Raw genomic sequence first — 16,644 nt, 5'->3', positions numbered from 1 at the left:
GCTGCCAAGGCAAATTCGGCGGAAATGCTGTCGACCTTGCGGTCGGTGCTTGCCCGGGAAGCCACACTGGAAACCAGCGCGGCGCCCCGGAGCCGGCATCAGGCAACGGTGGCTTTCACCTGGTTGACGATGGCGGCAAAGGCAGGCTTGTCATGAATAGCCATGTCCGACAGCACCTTGCGGTCCAGCTCGATCGAAGCCCGCTTCAGGCCGTTCATGAACACGCTGTAGGTCATGCCATGCTCACGCGAAGCAGCATTGATACGCGCAATCCAGAGAGCGCGGAACACGCGCTTCTTGTTGCGGCGATCGCGGTATGCGTACTGGCCAGCACGCATGACCGCCTGCTTGGCGATACGGTAGACATTATTACGGCGGCCGCGGAAACCCTTGGCAGCGACGATGACTTTCTTGTGACGGGCCCGTGCAGTGACCCCACGTTTTACTCGAGGCATGAAATGCTCCTTTCGTTTTCGTTAGGGTTATGCGTAAGGCATCATTGCGCGAACGGCCTTCAGGTTCGTCTCATGGACGTCCTGGGTGCCGCGCAACTGGCGCTTGTTCTTGGTGGTCTTCTTGGTCAGGATGTGACGCTTGAAGGCCTGGCCACGCTTGAACGAACCATTCGGACGCGCAGTAAAGCGCTTGGAAGCGCTTTTCTTGGTCTTCATCTTCGGCATGAAATACTCCAGCTTCTATGACATGCATGCAGGTGGCCAACTGGCGCCGGCACTTGCAAAACCCGCATCCACTTATTGTTGCGCGGTGCCGCGGAGACACCTGCGCTGCTTTCGCACGCCCCCGCGCCCGGAGGAATCCCCTCCGGGCCGCGGCGATGCGCAAAAATCCTACTTCTTCTTCTTGGGAGACAGCACCATCACCATCTGGCGGCCTTCCATCTTCGGCATCTGCTCGACCTGGCCGACTTCTTCCAGATCCGCCTTCAGGCGTTCGAGCACACGCGCGCCGATTTCCTGGTGTGCCATCTCACGGCCGCGGAAACGCAGCGTGATCTTGGTCTTGTCGCCGTCTTCAAGGAAACGCTTCAAGTTGCGCAGCTTGACGTTGTAGTCGCCATCATCCGTACCCGGCCGGAACTTGACTTCCTTGACCTGGATGATCTTCTGCTTCAGCTTGGCGTCGTGCGCGCGCTTGGCTTCCTCGTACTTGAACTTGCCGTAATCCATGATACGGGCAACAGGCGGCACCGCTGTCGGAGCGATTTCCACCAGGTCCAAGTCCTTATCCTCAGCCAGGCGAAGCGCGTCCATGAATTTGACGATGCCGAGCTGCTCATTATCAACCCCGACCAGGCGCAATTCGGGTGCGCTGATTTCGCGGTTGATGCGGTGACCTTTGTCTGTAGCGATGTTGCGTTACCTCAAGAAGAAAAAAACAAGCCGTGCTCATCCCATCAGGCTTTGCTGGCAACGTCCTGTTGCAGACGCTCCACAAATGCGGAAACGGACATCACACCCAGATCCACATTGCCACGGGCACGCACGGCCACTTGACTGGCATCCCGCTCCTTGTCGCCCACTACCAGCAGGTAGGGAATTTTCTGAAGCGAATGCTCGCGAATTTTATACGTAATTTTCTCGTTACGCAAATCCGCCTTAGCCCTAAATCCTTGTTTTTGCAGAAGTTGCACGACGTTTTCGGCATATTCCGCCTGGGAATCGGCAATATTCAGCACCACGACCTGCTCCGGCGCCAGCCAGGCGGGCAGCGCACCGGCGTGGTTTTCCAGCAGGATACCCAGGAAGCGCTCGAAAGAGCCCAGGATGGCCCGGTGCAGCATGACCGGACGCTTGCGCGAATTGTCTTCCGAGACGTATTCGGCATCCAGGCGTTCCGGCAGCACCAGGTCCAGCTGCAGCGTACCGCACTGCCAGGAGCGGCCGATGGCGTCCTTGATATGGTATTCCACCTTGGGGCCGTAGAAAGCGCCCTCGCCCGGCAACTCCTCCCACTCCACGCCGCAGGCGCGCAGCGCCAGGCGCAGGCCTTCCTCGGCGTGATCCCATACCTCGTCCGAGCCGGCGCGCTGCTCAGGGCGCAGCGACAGCTTGACGGCGATGTCCTTGAAGCCGAAATCGTCGTACACGGAGAACGCCAGTTCATTGAAGGCCTTGGCCTCGGCAACGATCTGCTCTTCCGTACAGAAAATGTGCGCATCGTCCTGCACAAAACCGCGTACGCGCATCAGCCCGTGCAGCGCGCCCGAGGGCTCGTTGCGATGGCAGGCGCCGAACTCGGCCAGGCGCAGCGGCAGGTCGCGGTAGGAGCGCAGGCCGTGGTTGAAGATCTGCACATGGCCGGGGCAGTTCATCGGCTTGATCGCGTAGTCGCGCTTTTCCGACTCCGTGACGAACATGTTCTCCTTGTAGTTCTGCCAGTGGCCTGACTTCTCCCACAGCGAACGATCCATCACTTGCGGCGTACGCACCTCTTCATAGCCAGCCTGCGTCAGGCGGCCACGCATGTACTGCTCCACTGCCTGCCACACCTGCCAGCCCTTGGGATGCCAGAACACCATGCCAGGCGCCTCTTCCTGCAGGTGGAACAGGTCGAGCAGCTTGCCCAGCTTGCGGTGGTCGCGCTTCTCGGCCTCTTCCAGCATGTGCAGGTAGGCCTCCTGGTCTTCCTTCCTGGCCCAGGCCGTGCCGTAGATGCGCTGGAGCATCTCGTTCTTGGCGTCGCCGCGCCAATAGGCGCCAGCCACCTTCATCAGCTTGAAGACCTTGAGCTTGCCCGTGGACGGCACGTGCGGGCCACGGCAGAGGTCGACGAACTTGCCTTCGCGGTACAGGCCGATCTCCTGGTCCTGCGGGATCGAGGCAATGATTTCGGCCTTGTACTTCTCGCCCATCGACTCGAACAGCTGCACGGCCTCGTCGCGGCTCCAGACTTCGCGCGACACCTTCTCGTCCTTCTTGGCGAGCTCGGCCATCTTCTTCTCGATGGCAACCAGGTCCTCGGGCGTGAAGGGGCGCTTGTAGGCGAAGTCGTAGTAGAAGCCGTTCTCGATCACCGGACCGATCGTCACCTGCGCGTCGGGATACAGTTCCTTGACCGCATAGGCCAGCAAGTGCGCCGTCGAATGGCGGATCACATCGACGCCATCGGCATCCTTGTCCGTGACGATGGCCAGGCTCGCATCGCCATCGATCAGGTGGCTCGTGTCGACCATCTGGCCGTCCACCTTCCCGGCCAGGGCGGCCTTGGCCAGGCCCGAGCCAATGCTCTGCGCCACTTCGGCAACCGTCACCGGGCCGGGGAATTCGCGTCGGGAACCATCCGGCAGCGTGATTGCGATCATCTTGCACCTCATCAGAAATCCGCCCGCCGGGGCCACGCCGCCGGCAAGCGAATGGAAAGCATCTTGTAGCGCCAGGCTCATGCCACGTTGTGAAACAAGCATTAGCCTGGCAGCGGGGGACTTCGCCCGGATCCACCTACCGGCAACCGAGCAGGATAGCAGGGAGCCAAGAAGCGACAGACGAAAAAAAACGCAGCCAAGGCTGCGTTTTTTTCGATCCAACCCAATCCACCGGGTCCGAAGGCGCACCTCGACTACTGTCGCTAGTTAGCGGTAGTAGTTCGCTGTGTCTTGAACATGGCGCCTTTTCCGTTCCAGGTTATCGGGATTGAACCGGACTGCTTCGTACTCTTCGGTATTGGTATTGCCTGTTACTTCTTGCTGCTATGCGTTGGTAGGCTCGATTGGACTCGAACCAACGACCCCCACCATGTCAAGGTGGTGCTCTAACCAGCTGAGCTACGAGCCTATGGACTACTTGAACTTTACTGCACTACTTCGTATTGCTTACTTCGTACTGCTTATGCGTTGGTAGGCTCGATTGGACTCGAACCAACGACCCCCACCATGTCAAGGTGGTGCTCTAACCAGCTGAGCTACGAGCCTGCGAAGAACAAAAGTATAGCATCACTTTCTTTTAGCCTGCAAGACCCCCACCACATCTTCTATCAAACCGAGGGCGCGCTGCAGTTGCGTGGCCTCCGACACCTCGGCGGTGAACTGCATCCGTGCCACGCCCTTGCTCGACAGCGTCTTCACGCCGGTGACGTTGATCTTCTCGCGCGACAGCACTTCCGAGATGTCGCGCAGCAGCCCTTGCCGGTCGATCGCCTCCACGTGGATATCCACCGGATACACCGCATCGCTCTTCTTGCCCCACTCGGTCTGGATCACCCGCTCCGGCGCGCGCGCCGAGAGCTGGCCGAAGGTGTGGCAGGTGCGGCGATGAATGGAAACACCGCGCCCGCGCGTGACGAAACCCACGATGTCGTCCGGCGGCGCCGGCTTGCAGCACTTGGACATCTGCGTCATCAGCGAATCCACGCCCACCACCAGCACGCCGCTCTTGGCGCCGCGCGCCACGCTGGTGGCGCGGCTCTTCTTGGTGACCGCCTCTTCCTCGCTCTGCACCACCGCGGCTTCGCCTTCGGGATGCCGCAGCGCCTGCTCCACGTGCCGCAGGCTGAATTCTTCCTTGGCGACCGCGGCGAACAGGTCGTCCGGCGTCTTGAAGCCGAGGCGCGCCGCAAGGTCGTCCAGGTTGACCGCGGTCTTGCCCTCGCGCTGCAAGGTCTTGTCGATCAGCGCGCGACCTTGCGAGATGGTCTCCTGCGAGTCCAGCGCATTGAACCAGGCCCGCACCTTGGCCCGTGCGCGCGGGCTCGCCAGGTAGCCCAGCTCGACGTTGAGCCAGTCGCGCGACGGCCCGCCCTGCTTGACCGCGATGATGTCCACCGTCTGGCCGTTCTTGAGCGGCGTGTTCAACGGCACCATGGTGCCGTCCACGCGCGCGCCGCGGCAGCGATGGCCCAGATCGGTGTGCAGGTAGTACGCGAAATCCACTGGTGTGGCGCCTTGCGGCAAGGCCACCACGCGCGCCTGCGGCGTGAGCACATAGATGTGGTCGTCGATGGCGGCGTGCTTGAGCTGCTCCCACGGCGACTCGTCGTGCGCGACCGTGTGGTCGGCATCGTCCTTCCAGGCCAGCAGCTGGCGCAGCCAGGCGATCTTCTCGTCGTAGCGCTCGCTGGCCGAGAACTGTCCGCTATAGCCCTTGGAGCCCGCCTCCTTGTAGCGCCAGTGCGCGGCCACGCCGTACTCGGCGAAGTGATGCATCTCCTGGGTGCGGATCTGCACCTCGAAGGCGCGCCCGTCGTCGCCGATCACGACCGTGTGCAGCGATTTGTAGCCATTCGACTTGGGCCGGGAAATATAGTCGTCGAACTCGCGCGGGATCGGCTGCCAGATATGGTGCACGATGCCCAGCACGGTGTAGCAATCCTTGATGTCGTCGACGATCACGCGGAAAGCGCGCACATCGTAGAGATCGGCAAAGTCGAGCGCCTTGCCGCGCATCTTCTTCCAGATGCTGTGGATATGCTTGGGACGGCCGGACACCTCGGCGCGGATGCCGGCCGACGCCAGCTCGGACTGCAGCCGGGCAATCGCGCTGGAGATATAGCCTTCGCGTTCGATCCGTTTCTCGTCGAGCAGGCGCGCAATGCGCTTGTAGGTATCGGGTTGCTCGAAGCGGAATGCCAGGTCTTCCAGCTCCCACTTCATTTGCCAGATCCCGAGCCGGTTGGCCAGCGGCGCGTAGATGTCCAGCGTTTCGCGCGCGACGCCGGGCAATGGCTGCGCCTTGGTCTGCGCCAGCCAGCGCAGCGTCTGCAGGCGCGAGGCCAGCCGCACCAGCACCACGCGGATGTCCTGCGCGAAGGCCAGCAGCATCTTGCGCAGCGCCTCCACCTGTTCCTGGCGAGCGGCGATTTCGTCCTTGGTGGTTTCGGGCGCGCCGCTGTGGCCCACCGCGATTGCGCCGATGCGCAACAACTGCCTCACGCCCTTGACAAGCCCCGCGACTTCTTCGCCGAACAACGGCTCGATTTCCGTCTCGCAGCCTGGCACGAAGGCCGCCAGCGCGAACAGGCAGGCCGCGGCGCGCGCGGCATCGTCGACGCGCAGGCCGTCGAGAATGCGCAGCATGCCCTCGGCGTGCGAGAACACGGTCTCGCCGGTGGGCAGCGTCGCCTCGCTGCCGCGCTCGCGCACGAACGCCAGGGCGCGCTCCACCAGCCCGGAATCGGGCGTGCCGGCAATCTGCCCGGTCAGGTCAGTCGACGTCACCATATCGCTGCCCCGACCTCACTTGAGCGCGGCGGTAACCACCACTTCGATCAGGTATTGCGGGTTGGCCAGGCGCGCCTCCACGGTGGCGCGCGGGGGCGTATGGCCCTGCACGACCCACTCGTCCCAGACCTCGTTCATGATGCCGATCTGGTCGACGTCGGTCAGGAAGATCTGGCACGAAAGAATCCGGCCCTTGTCGCTGCCGGCTTCGTTCAGCAGACGCTCGATATGGCCCAGCACCTCGCGGGTCTGGCCGCGCAGATCCGCGCCGGGATCGACCTCCGGCACCTGGCCGGCGAGATAGACCACGCCGTTGTAGATCGCGTATTCGGACAGGCGCTTGCCCACATGGGCGCGCTTCAGTTCATTGGTACTCATGGCAATACTTCATCGTCGAGAAACATCGAACATCGAATCCGGGCCGCCCCGGCATCAGGCCGTGCCCACGAAAAACTGCCTGGCAATGGCCACTTGCGCGGGATCGAGGAACATCGGGGCATGGCCCACGTCCGGCACCTCCACCGAAGTCACGCCATGCCCGCGCGCCACCATCTCCACCACGGTCTCGCGCGTCAGCAAATCGGACTGCGCGCCGCGCACCACCAGTATGGGCGCCTGGATGGCCTCGAAGCCACGCCACAGCGCCGCTTCGCCGGCGCTCACCTGCTCGGGCGTCGTCTCCCGGAACGGCAGCGCCATCGCCGGATCGTAATGCAAGCCCCATTCCAGGCCTTCCGCGCCCTGCACCGGCTTGAGCATGGCGCCGTTCAGTTCGCGCCATTGCTCGGGCGTGTGGCGGCCAAAGGAAGCACTGATGGTCTGCAGGTAGGCCAGGCCTTCCTCGAAGGCCTTGAAGCGCACCGGCAAACCCAGGTAGGAACCGATCCGCTCCACCGCCGAGGCGGCGATGCGCGGCCCCACGTCGTTGAGCAGCAGCTTGCGCACCGGCGACTTGGGCAGGCCCGCCAGCCCCATGCCGATCAGGCCGCCCATCGAGGTGCCGAACCAGTCGACCTGGTCCACGTTGAGCCGGGCGATCAGGGTAACCATGTCCGACACGTACTGCGGCACCACGTAGCGGCGCGGATCCGCGAGCCAGTCCGAGCGCCCGCGCCCGACCACGTCGGGGCACACCACACGGTACTCGCCGCACAGCGCGGCGGCGACCGTATCGAAGTCGCGGCCGGTGCGGGTCAGCCCGTGCACGCACATCAACACCCGGGGGTTGGTGGGATCGCCCCACTCGTGATATGCCATGCGGTGGAGACCCACCGGGCTGATGCATTGGACGAAGCCGAGGCGCGGGCTGGCTGACATCTGAACTCCCTGGCTGGGCGGTAGCAGAAACGGCACCGCCGGGTGGCGGCGCCCGGGTTGGGCAAAGGTGGATTGTACGCTGCAGCGGTTACAATGCCACAGCATCCGGGTTCGTGCGGCGGCGCCCCGGTCTTTGCCTGCTACGACAAGCGCAGCACCTGACGAAGGCGCAGCCGCGCCGTCAGGAAAAAAGCCCCGCGAACGCAAGCTCGCGGGGCTTTTCTTATTGCGGTGACCCGTCAGAGCAACGGTGCGCCCGTCTTGCTCTGGATCTCTTCGCGGCTCACGCCCGGCGCCGTTTCCACCAGCTTGAGGCCGGCATCGGTCACGTCGATCACGCCGAGGTCGGTGATGATGCGGTTGACCACGCCCAAGCCCGTGAGCGGCAGCGCGCACGACGCCAGGATCTTGATGTCCTCGCTGCCGTCCTTTTTCTTGGCGGTGTGTTCCATCAACACCACCACGCGGCCCACGCCGGCCACCAGGTCCATCGCGCCGCCCATGCCCTTGACCATCTTGCCCGGGATCATCCAGTTGGCCAGGTCGCCCTTCTCGCTGACCTGCATGGCGCCCAGGATGGCCAGGTTGATATGGCCGCCGCGAATCATCGCGAAGGAATCCGCCGAGGAGAAGATCGACGAGCCCGGCAGCGTCGTCACGGTCTGCTTGCCGGCATTGATCATGTCGGCGTCGACCTCGTCTTCGGTCGGGAACGGGCCGATGCCCAGCAGGCCATTCTCGGATTGCAGCCAGACTTCCATGCCCTGCGGAACATGGTTGGCCACCAGCGTCGGCAGGCCGATGCCCAGGTTCACGTAGAAGCCGTCCTGCAGTTCGCTAGCGGCGCGCGCCGCCATTTCGTCACGTGTCCATGCCATGATAGTTCTCCTTAGCTGGCCTGATTTGCCGAAGCCCGCACGGTGCGCTGCTCGATGCGTTTCTCGGGATTGGCGTTCAGCACGATGCGCTGCACAAAAATGCCCGGCGTGTGGATCTCGTCCGGATCCAGCGAGCCGGTATCGACCAGGTGCTCGACCTCGACCACGGTGAACTTGCCGGCCATCGCGCACATCGGGTTGAAGTTGCGCGCGGTGCGGCGGAAGATCAGGTTGCCGGCGCGGTCCGCCTTGTACGCCTTGACCAGCGCCACGTCGGCGGTCAGCGCGCGTTCCATCACGTACTGCTGGCCGTCGAATTCGCGGATTTCCTTGCCTTCGGCCACGATGGTGCCCACGCCGGTCTTGGTGAAGAAGGCGGGGATGCCCGAGCCGCCGGCCCGCAACTTCTCGGCCAGCGTGCCTTGGGGAGTGAATTCCAGCTCGAGCTCACCGGCCAGGTACTGGCGCTCGAATTCCTTGTTCTCACCCACGTAGGACGAGATCATCTTCTTGATCTGGCGCGTGGCCAGCAGCAGGCCCAGGCCGAAGCCATCCACGCCGGCGTTGTTCGAGATACAGGTGAGTTGCTTGGCGCCGCTATCGCGCAGGGCAGCAATCAGCGCCTCCGGGATGCCGCACAGACCGAAACCGCCAACCGCGATCGTCTGGCCGTCGCGAACGACGCCCGCGAGCGCCTCTGCGGCACTGGCATAGACCTTGTTCATGTTTGCTCCTTCCTCGGTGATGTCCCGTCGTTGGGCCCGCCTTCGGGTGATGCCGGCGAGTCATGCAGGGAATTGTAACGGTACAATCGGAACGGAGATCGCCCGATTGCCGACTGCCCGACAGCATACGCAAGCACCGCATCCCGCGCCAATACGTACATTTACATAAGCAAATGCCCGCTATCGACTACCAGACCGCCTTCCAGCTCGCCCCGGTTGGCCTTGTGCTGTCGCGCGAGCGCATGATCGAGGACTGCAACGACGAGCTTTGCCGCATCTTCGGCACCACCCGGCAGGCCATGATTGGCAAGTCGTTCCAGGTACTCTATCCCACCGCGGATGAATTCGAGCGCACCGGCGCGCGGATCGTGCCCATCATGAACGCCACGGGCACCTACTCCGACGAGCGCATCATGAAGCGCGCCGGCGGCGACCTGTTCTGGTGCCATGTCACCGGACGCTCGCTGGATCGCCAGCAGCCGCTGGGCGCCGGCATCTGGACCTTCGAAGACCTCTCGCAAAAGCGCGTGGTCACCGCCGAACTGACGGCGCGCGAACGCGATGTCGCCGCGCAACTGGTCGACGGCAAGACCAGCAAGCAGATCGGCAGGCTGCTGTCGATCAGCCCGCGCACCGTGGACATCTACCGGGCCAGGCTGATGAAGAAGTACGGCGCCCATACCTCGGTGGACCTGGTGCAACGCCTGGTCAACCATTAATTGGCGGCAAAGACCGCCTACTCCATCAGCGCCCGGATCGCCGGCGGCACGGGCACCGATTTCTCGGCCTCGTAGTCGCACCACACCACCTTGGCGCCGCCTTGCGCATACACCACATCGGGCTGGTCGGTGCGGCGGATCTCCATGCGGGTCTCGAAGCTGGTGCGGCCCAGTTCGCCGGCGTACATCCGGCACTCGATATCCCCTGGATAACGCAGCTGCTTCAGGAAGTTCATGTGCGCGTTGATGATGACGGGACCACAACCGCTGGCATCCTTGCCGCCATGGCCGAGCGACTCGAACCAGGCAATGCGCGCCTGCTCCAGGTAACGGAAGTAGACCGTGTTGTTGACATGGCCCATGGCGTCCATGTCGCCCCACCGGATGGGCATGAGGAGTGTGAATACGGGTTTCATGACGCTGAGCCTACCACGGGTAAAAGAAAGGGAAAGGGGCGGCGAACGGCCCCTCTCTCACCCTCGCGATCACGCCCCGCCGCTTAGCGCTTGGCGATCGAGGCTTCAGCCTTGCCGACCAGATCGACGCCGATCTGCTTCTTCCATTTGTCGTAGACCTTGGCCGTGGCCTTGCGGAAGGCATCGTGCTCGGCCGGCGTCAGTTGCGACACCTTCACGCCGTGGGCTTCCATTTCCTTCCAGCCCGGCGCGCCCGCCTCCACCAGGCCCTTGCGGGCCAGCGCGATTTCCTGCTTGCCGGCGTCGATGGCTGCCTGCTTGACGATCTCGCGGTCGGCCGGGGTCCAGCTTTCCCAGATCTGCTTGTTGACCACGAAGATCAACGGGTCGGCGACATAGCCCCAGGTGGTGACGAACTTCTGGCCCACCGTATAGAGCTTGGCGGCGGCGAACACGGACTGCGGATTTTCCTGGCCGTCCACCGCGCCCGAGGCCAGGGCCGGCTGCGCGTCGGCCCAGCTCATCTGGGTCGGATTGGCGCCGAGCGCGTTGAAGGTCTCGATATACAGCGGCGAGCCCACCACACGCAGCTTCATGCCCTTCAGGTCTTCCGGCTTGCGGATTTCGCGCTTGGAGTTCGAGACTTCGCGAAAGCCGTTCTCGCCCCAGGCCAGCGGCACCACGCCGGCCTTGTCCAGGGACGCGAAGATCGATTTGCCGACTTCGCCCTGGGTGAGCGCGTCCAGCGCCTTGTAGTCCGGCATCAGGAACGGCAGCGAGAACAGGTTCAGTTCCTTGACCTGCGGCGACCAGTTGATGGTCGAGCCGACCGCCATGTCGATCACGCCCTGGCGGATCGCCGAGAACTCGCGGGTCTGGTCGCCCGCCACCAGCGAAGTGCCGGGGTAGAGCTTGATATTGATGCGGCCGCTGGTGCGCTGGCGCACCAGGTCAGCCCAGATCTCGCCGCCCTTGCCCCACGGGAAGGCCGGGCCGACCACCAGCGACATCTTGTATTCGGCTTTGTAGGCCTGCGCCATGGCGCCGGCAGGCGCGAGGGCGGCAGCAACGATGGTGGCTGCCAGCGACAGCATCAAGGCACGACGTTGCATCGGTACTCTCCTCTCGGGATAGGTTGTGCGTTGCTTGTTTCTTGTTTCGTGTTTCGTGTTTCTTGCGCGGCTTCAATAACCGAGGTAGTCCGGCAGCCACGTCGCCAGCGGCGGATAAGCCAGCACCATCAGCATGGCGACGAACATGGCCAGCAGCATCCAGATCACCCAGGGCACGGTCTCTTCCATGCGCACACGCGCGATCCGGCACGAGACCATCAGGTTCACCGCCAGCGGCGGCGTGAACTGGCCAAGCGCAACCTTGAGCGTCAGCACCACGCCGAACCACACCGGATTCCAGTGGAAGGCGTTGGCGATCGGCAGCAGCAGCGGCACGAAGATCAGGAAGATCGAGATGCCGTCGAGGAACATCCCTACCGTCATCAGCAGCGCCACGATCAGCGCCAGTACGCCGTACTCGCCCAGCCCCGCATGCGCGATGGCATTGGCCAGCGGATCGATCACGCCCAGCGTGGACAGCGCATAGGCAAAGATGCCGGCCAGCGCCACCACGAGCAGGATCACCGCGGAAGTCTCGGCCGCCTCCTGGAAGATCGTGAACAGGTCGCGCACGCCGATGCTGCGGTAGATCACCATGCCGACGAACAGGCCGTACACCACCGCCACCACGGCGGCCTCGGTCGGCGTGAACCAGCCCGCGCGCATGCCGCCCAGGATCAGGAACGGCGCGACCAGCCCCCAGGCCGCTTCGCGCAGGCTCTTCCAGAACGGCGGACGCGGCAGCCCGGCCTCGATGGCGCCCATATTGTGCTTGCGCGCCAGCCAGACGGCCGGCACGATCAGCGCCACGCCGGCCAGGATGCCGGGGATCATGCCGGCGGCGAACAGCGCCGGCACCGAGGCGCCGGGCACCAGCACGCTGTAGATGATGAAGGCGACCGAGGGCGGGATCAGGATGTCGGTGGCGGCGGCGGCGCCGACCACGGCCGCGCTGTAGGCGCCGGGATAGCCGGCGCGCGACATGGCAGCGATCATCACGCCGCCCACCGCGGCCGCGTTGGCCGGGCCGGAGCCGGAGATGCCGCCCAGGAACATGGCCACCAGGATCGCCACCAGCGGCAGCATGCCCGGGCCGCGCCCGACAATGGCAATGGCAAAGGTGACGAGGCGCTGCGCCACGCCGGAACGATCGAAGATCGAGCCGACCAGCACGAACATCGGGATGGCCAGCAGCGGGTACTTGCCCAGCCCCGCATAGAAGTTCTGCGGCACGGCCAGCAGGCCGAACATCTGTGTATCCAGATTGGACAGGCCGATCGCCACCAGGCCGCCGAGTCCCAGCGACACGCCGATCGGCACGCCAAGCATCATCAAGCCAAGGAACACGACAAACAGGATGATCGCAACGAGGGTCATGGCGCCGAATCCGAAGCCGCTACGCCAAACGCGCGTTCGGCGAGCGCGCGCAGGTTGCGCAGCGCCACGCCGAAGGCCCGCAGCGCGATGGCGGCCGACAGCACCGGCAGCCAGACCGAGTACCACCAGCTGGGCACGCCAATGCCCGGCGAGGTCTCGCCAAACATGTATTCATCCCAGGCAATGCGTGCACCCAGCACCGCCAGCGCGATGAACATGACTGCGACAGCCACCGCCGACAACACGGCCAGGCGCCGCTGCCGCGCCACGCTGCCGCGCGCGAAGAAGAATTCGATGCGGATATTGCGGTCGCGCGCCACGGCCGCGCTGCCGGCCACCAGGGCCAGCACGATCATCAGGAAGACCGAGAATTCCTCGGTCCAGGCAAAGGACGCGTCGGTGAAATAGCGGACCACCACATTGGCGAAGGTGATGCACACCAGCAGCGCCATGACGATCACGCCAACCCAGTCTTCGATCCGCGGCGAAACCTTGAAACCGCTGTCCCCTTGCTGGCTGGCACCGGTCCCGTCCGGCATGGCCGTGACGTGTTGCGGGTCGGCATCGCGCCGCCCCTCGCTATCTCCTTGCATCTCCGCGGCCTCCGGTCCGCGCGGCATGGCAGGCCGCTGGCGGTCATTCCTTGAATTGGCTTGGTCCTTGGTCTCTAGTCTCTAGTGGCTAGTGGCTAGTCTCCAGGCATCGCGGATTATGCCAAGACTACGGCGCATGCGGGAATTTTTGGCAAGGGCGCTCGGGTGCCCCGTCGGCGGCGCGCGCCATCGGATGGCAGTCGCGTTATCCGCAAGCCGGCGAATCGCATCCCGCCCCCAAGGGGACCGGACAAGCCCGGAAGCACGCGAACCGCATGCCCTGCCCGCGCCTTTGGCGCGCCGCGGGGCCGGCTTTTGCCGGCAGGCGGGCATGGCGCCCGCCGCCGCTTACACCATGCCGTCGTCGGCGGTAATGATCGCGCCGTTGATGAACGCCGACTGGTCGGACGCCAGCAGCAGGAGCAGGCCGTCCAGATCCTCGGGCTTGCCCACGCGCTTGCGCGGCAGCATCTGGATCAGCTTCTGGCCGGCATCGGTGTCCCAGTGGTGGTGATTGATGTCGGTGTCGATGTAGCCGGGGCAGATCGCGTTGACGTTGATGCCATGACGCGCCCATTCCAGCGCCATCGCCTTGGTCATATGGACCACCGAGGCCTTGCTCATGCAGTACACGCCGATCTGCGACAGCACCTTGAGCCCGGCCACCGAGGCAATGTTGATGATGCGCGACTGGGGTAGCGGATTGCCGTTTTTCTCCGCCCCCTTGGAGCGCGCGATCATGCGCTTGGCCACTTCCTGGGCCACGAAAAAGGCACCCCGGGTGTTGGTGTCGAAGACGAAGTCGAAATCGTCCGGCGTTACGTCGGTGAGGCGTTGGGTGGTGGAAACCCCCGAATTATTGACCAGGATATCGATCGCGCCCGCTTCGGTCTCGGCATGCGCCACCGCGGAGCGGATGCTGTCGTGGTCGGTCACGTCCAGCTGCACCACGTGGGCGCTGCCGTCCTCGGCTTCGATCGCGGCACGCAGCTCCTTGAGCCGCTCGGTGCGCCGCGACGCCAGTATCACCTTGGCGCCGGCGGATGCCAGGACGTGGGCAAACCGCGTGCCCAGGCCGCTCGAAGCGCCTGTCACCAGCGCCACCTTGCCTTCCAGATTGATCGACAGACCCATATTGACCTCTTGGTTCGGGAGCCCCCGCGCCGCCTGCCATGGCCACGGCTACCAGGTACTCCGCACGAATCTGCCTGGCTCAAACGGAAGGCAGCATATCAAAAAAAAGAACGGTCGTTCCAAAAAAAATCTTGCCTGACCATGGCGAGTCCCGGACAATGCCGGAGATTCTAAGAACTCGGGCTATAAAGGGAAAGAGGAAAAACACGCAGGCGTCACGATTTGGCGCCTTGTGCGCCCCACCCCTGCCCTGGTTCCCGCCAAAGACAGCATTTCCCACAACTGCGCGCAAGTTGCCAAGAATAGAGGGTTAGAGACAATGGATCAGCAACAGCTCCTGGAGCAGTACGGCCCCCGCGAGGCCATGGAATACGACGTTGTCATCGTCGGCGGCGGTCCCGCCGGCCTGGCAACCGCCATCCGTCTGAAGCAACTGGCCCAGGAGAAAGGCACCGAAGTCAACGTATGCGTGCTGGAAAAAGGCTCCGAACCCGGCGCCCACATCCTGTCCGGCGCCATTATGGACCCGCGTGCGCTGAACGAGCTGTTCCCGAACTGGAAGGAACTCGGCGCCCCGCTGAACCAGCCGGTCGCCGAAGACAAATTCCTGTTCCTCAACGAAGCCGGTTCCAAGGCCACGCCGTCCGCCCTGCTGCCGGAGTGCTTCCATAACCACGGCAACTACATCATCAGCCTGTCCAACTTCACGCGCTGGCTGGGGCAGCAGGCCGAAGGCCTGGGCGTCGAGATCTTCCCCGGCTTCCCGGCCGCCGAAGTGCTCTACAACGACGATGGCTCGGTCAAGGGCGTGGCCACGGGCAACATGGGCATCAACAAGGAAGGCGAGCCTACCGAGAACTTCCAGCTCGGCATGGAGCTGCATGCCAGGTACACCATCTTCGCCGAGGGCTCGCGCGGCCACCTGGGCAAACAGCTGATTGCGCGGTTCAGGCTCGATGCCGGCAAGGATCCGCAGAGCTACGGCATCGGCCTGAAGGAACTGTGGGAAATCGATCCCGCCAGGCACCAGCCAGGCCTGGTGGTGCATACGGCCGGCTGGCCGCTGGACCCGGCCACCTACGGCGGCTCCTTCCTGTACCACATGGAAGACAACAAGGTCGCGGTGGGCTTCGTGGTGGGCCTGGACTACACCAATCCGTGGCTGTCGCCCTTCGAGGAATTCCAGCGTTTCAAGACCCACCCGGAAATCCGCCAGTATTTCGAAGGCGGCAAGCGCATCAGCTACGGCGCGCGCGCCATCACGGCCGGCGGCCTGTTGTCGCTGCCCAAGACCGTGTTCCCGGGCGGCGCCCTGGTCGGCTGCGACGCCGGCTACCTGAACGCCTCGCGCATCAAGGGCAGCCACGCCGCCATCAAGACCGGCATGATGGCCGCCGAAGCCGCGTACGACGCGCTGCAGGCCGGCCGCCAGCACGACGAGCTGACGGCCTACCCGACCGCCTTCGAGAACAGCTGGCTGTACAAGGAACTGCTGCAGGCAAAGAACTTCAAGCAGTGGTTCAAGAAGGGCCGCACCACCGCCACGCTGATGACCGGCATCGAGCAATGGCTGCTGCCCAAGCTGGGCATCCGCAACCCGCCCTGGACCATCCACCGCGAGAAGCCGGACCACGTCTACCTCAAGCCGGCCGCGGAATGCCAGCAGATCGTCTATCCCAAGCCAGACGGCAAGCTGACCTTCGACCGCCTCAGCTCGGTGTTCATCAGCAACACCAACCATGAGGAAAACCAGCCGGCCCACCTGACGCTCAAGGACGCCAGCGTGCCCGTCAGCGTCAACTGGGACAAGTTTGCCGGCCCCGAAAGCCGCTACTGCCCGGCCGGCGTCTATGAGTTCGTGCAGAACGACGACGGCAAGGAGCGCCTGCAGATCAATGCGCAGAACTGCGTGCACTGCAAGACCTGCGACATCAAGGATCCCACGCAGAATATCGTGTGGGTGACGCCGGAAGGCGGCGGCGGCCCGAACTACGTGGGCATGTAAGCGCGCCCCCAAGGGCGATAGGAAGCGGCATGGAACGGCATCGAACGGCACCGGATTCGGTGCCGTTTTTTTATGTGCTCAGGCCAGCGGGCCCGACGTCGCGGGCAATGCCAGCGCATCGTGATAGAAAGAACGGCTCGCTGTCCGCCAGCCTCCGCCACCGCCCGATACCAGCCGATCACATCGGCCAGGCCGG

The 16,644-nt window shown here is 64.0% G+C and carries 16 protein-coding genes and 2 tRNA genes; 2 read left to right on the top strand and 16 right to left on the bottom strand.

Features of this window, described 5'->3' with window-relative positions; genetic code table 11:
* Nucleotides 1–98: 98 nt before the first annotated feature.
* The 11 genes from rplT to AC1DQ3_RS04010 form a co-directional block, all read right to left on the bottom strand.
* Nucleotides 99–455, bottom strand: coding sequence for a 50S ribosomal protein L20 (gene rplT / locus AC1DQ3_RS04060; RefSeq protein ID WP_006163216.1), 357 nt, complete (start codon nt 453–455; stop codon nt 99–101).
* 27 nt (nt 456–482) lie between these two features.
* Nucleotides 483–680, bottom strand: a complete 198-nt coding sequence (rpmI, locus tag AC1DQ3_RS04055; RefSeq protein ID WP_006163215.1) for a 50S ribosomal protein L35 — start codon at nt 678–680, stop codon at nt 483–485.
* Nucleotides 681–848: 168 nt separating this feature from the next.
* Nucleotides 849–1,370 carry a translation initiation factor IF-3 gene (gene infC, locus AC1DQ3_RS04050; RefSeq protein ID WP_081488948.1) on the bottom strand — a complete coding sequence of 174 codons (522 nt, stop codon included), beginning with the start codon at nt 1,368–1,370 and terminating at the stop codon, nt 849–851.
* A 44-nt stretch (nt 1,371–1,414) separates the two neighbouring features.
* On the bottom strand, nt 1,415–3,322 hold the full coding sequence (gene thrS / locus AC1DQ3_RS04045; protein WP_477118875.1) for a threonine--tRNA ligase: 1,908 nt from the start codon (nt 3,320–3,322) through the stop codon (nt 1,415–1,417).
* 392 nt (nt 3,323–3,714) lie between these two features.
* Nucleotides 3,715–3,791 (bottom strand) — tRNA-Val (locus AC1DQ3_RS04040).
* Between the two features lie 60 nt (nt 3,792–3,851).
* Nucleotides 3,852–3,928 (bottom strand) — tRNA-Val (locus AC1DQ3_RS04035).
* A 21-nt stretch (nt 3,929–3,949) separates the two neighbouring features.
* Nucleotides 3,950–6,172 (bottom strand): RelA/SpoT family protein, encoded by a 2,223-nt coding sequence (locus tag AC1DQ3_RS04030; RefSeq protein WP_477118874.1) that lies wholly within the window; start codon nt 6,170–6,172, stop codon nt 3,950–3,952.
* Nucleotides 6,173–6,187: 15 nt separating this feature from the next.
* Entirely contained in the window at nt 6,188–6,550 is a 363-nt protein-coding gene (locus tag AC1DQ3_RS04025; RefSeq protein ID WP_477118873.1) for a RidA family protein, read from the bottom strand.
* A 54-nt stretch (nt 6,551–6,604) separates the two neighbouring features.
* The gene (locus AC1DQ3_RS04020; protein WP_477118872.1) at nt 6,605–7,489 is read right to left on the bottom strand and encodes an alpha/beta fold hydrolase; all 885 of its coding nucleotides are present in this window, start codon (nt 7,487–7,489) and stop codon (nt 6,605–6,607) included.
* Between the two features lie 239 nt (nt 7,490–7,728).
* On the bottom strand, nt 7,729–8,367 hold the full coding sequence (locus tag AC1DQ3_RS04015) for a CoA transferase subunit B (RefSeq protein WP_477118871.1): 639 nt from the start codon (nt 8,365–8,367) through the stop codon (nt 7,729–7,731).
* 11 nt (nt 8,368–8,378) lie between these two features.
* Complete coding sequence (locus AC1DQ3_RS04010) at nt 8,379–9,092, bottom strand: CoA transferase subunit A (protein WP_477118870.1); 714 nt, start codon at nt 9,090–9,092, stop codon at nt 8,379–8,381.
* Nucleotides 9,093–9,265: 173 nt separating this feature from the next.
* Between AC1DQ3_RS04010 and AC1DQ3_RS04005 the strand changes: the two genes are divergently transcribed.
* A complete protein-coding gene (locus tag AC1DQ3_RS04005; RefSeq protein ID WP_477118869.1) occupies nt 9,266–9,811 on the top strand; it encodes a PAS domain-containing protein in 546 nt (181 codons plus the stop codon).
* A gap of 17 nt (nt 9,812–9,828) precedes the next feature.
* Here the strand turns inward: AC1DQ3_RS04005 and AC1DQ3_RS04000 are convergent, their stop codons facing one another.
* The 5 genes from AC1DQ3_RS04000 to AC1DQ3_RS03980 form a co-directional block, all read right to left on the bottom strand.
* On the bottom strand, nt 9,829–10,227 hold the full coding sequence (locus tag AC1DQ3_RS04000; protein WP_477118868.1) for an acyl-CoA thioesterase: 399 nt from the start codon (nt 10,225–10,227) through the stop codon (nt 9,829–9,831).
* 83 nt (nt 10,228–10,310) lie between these two features.
* Complete coding sequence (locus AC1DQ3_RS03995) at nt 10,311–11,339, bottom strand: DctP family TRAP transporter solute-binding subunit (protein WP_477118867.1); 1,029 nt, start codon at nt 11,337–11,339, stop codon at nt 10,311–10,313.
* A gap of 72 nt (nt 11,340–11,411) precedes the next feature.
* Nucleotides 11,412–12,716 (bottom strand): TRAP transporter large permease, encoded by a 1,305-nt coding sequence (locus AC1DQ3_RS03990; protein ID WP_477118866.1) that lies wholly within the window; start codon nt 12,714–12,716, stop codon nt 11,412–11,414.
* Nucleotides 12,713–13,309 carry a TRAP transporter small permease gene (locus AC1DQ3_RS03985; RefSeq protein ID WP_477118865.1) on the bottom strand — a complete coding sequence of 199 codons (597 nt, stop codon included), beginning with the start codon at nt 13,307–13,309 and terminating at the stop codon, nt 12,713–12,715. The genes AC1DQ3_RS03990 and AC1DQ3_RS03985 overlap by 4 nt, the downstream gene beginning before the upstream one ends.
* Before the next feature lie 348 nt (nt 13,310–13,657).
* Nucleotides 13,658–14,443, bottom strand: a complete 786-nt coding sequence (locus AC1DQ3_RS03980; RefSeq protein WP_477118864.1) for an SDR family oxidoreductase — start codon at nt 14,441–14,443, stop codon at nt 13,658–13,660.
* Nucleotides 14,444–14,762: 319 nt separating this feature from the next.
* Here AC1DQ3_RS03980 and AC1DQ3_RS03975 point away from each other — a divergent pair, with 319 nt between their 5' ends.
* A complete protein-coding gene (locus AC1DQ3_RS03975; protein ID WP_477118863.1) occupies nt 14,763–16,448 on the top strand; it encodes an electron transfer flavoprotein-ubiquinone oxidoreductase in 1,686 nt (561 codons plus the stop codon).
* Nucleotides 16,449–16,644 lie beyond the last annotated feature (196 nt).

The sequence above is a fragment of the Cupriavidus sp. 01T418 genome, assembly GCF_056398885.1.
Note: the sequence above shows the minus strand (reverse complement) of the source record. Positions and strands in the feature narration are given on the sequence as shown.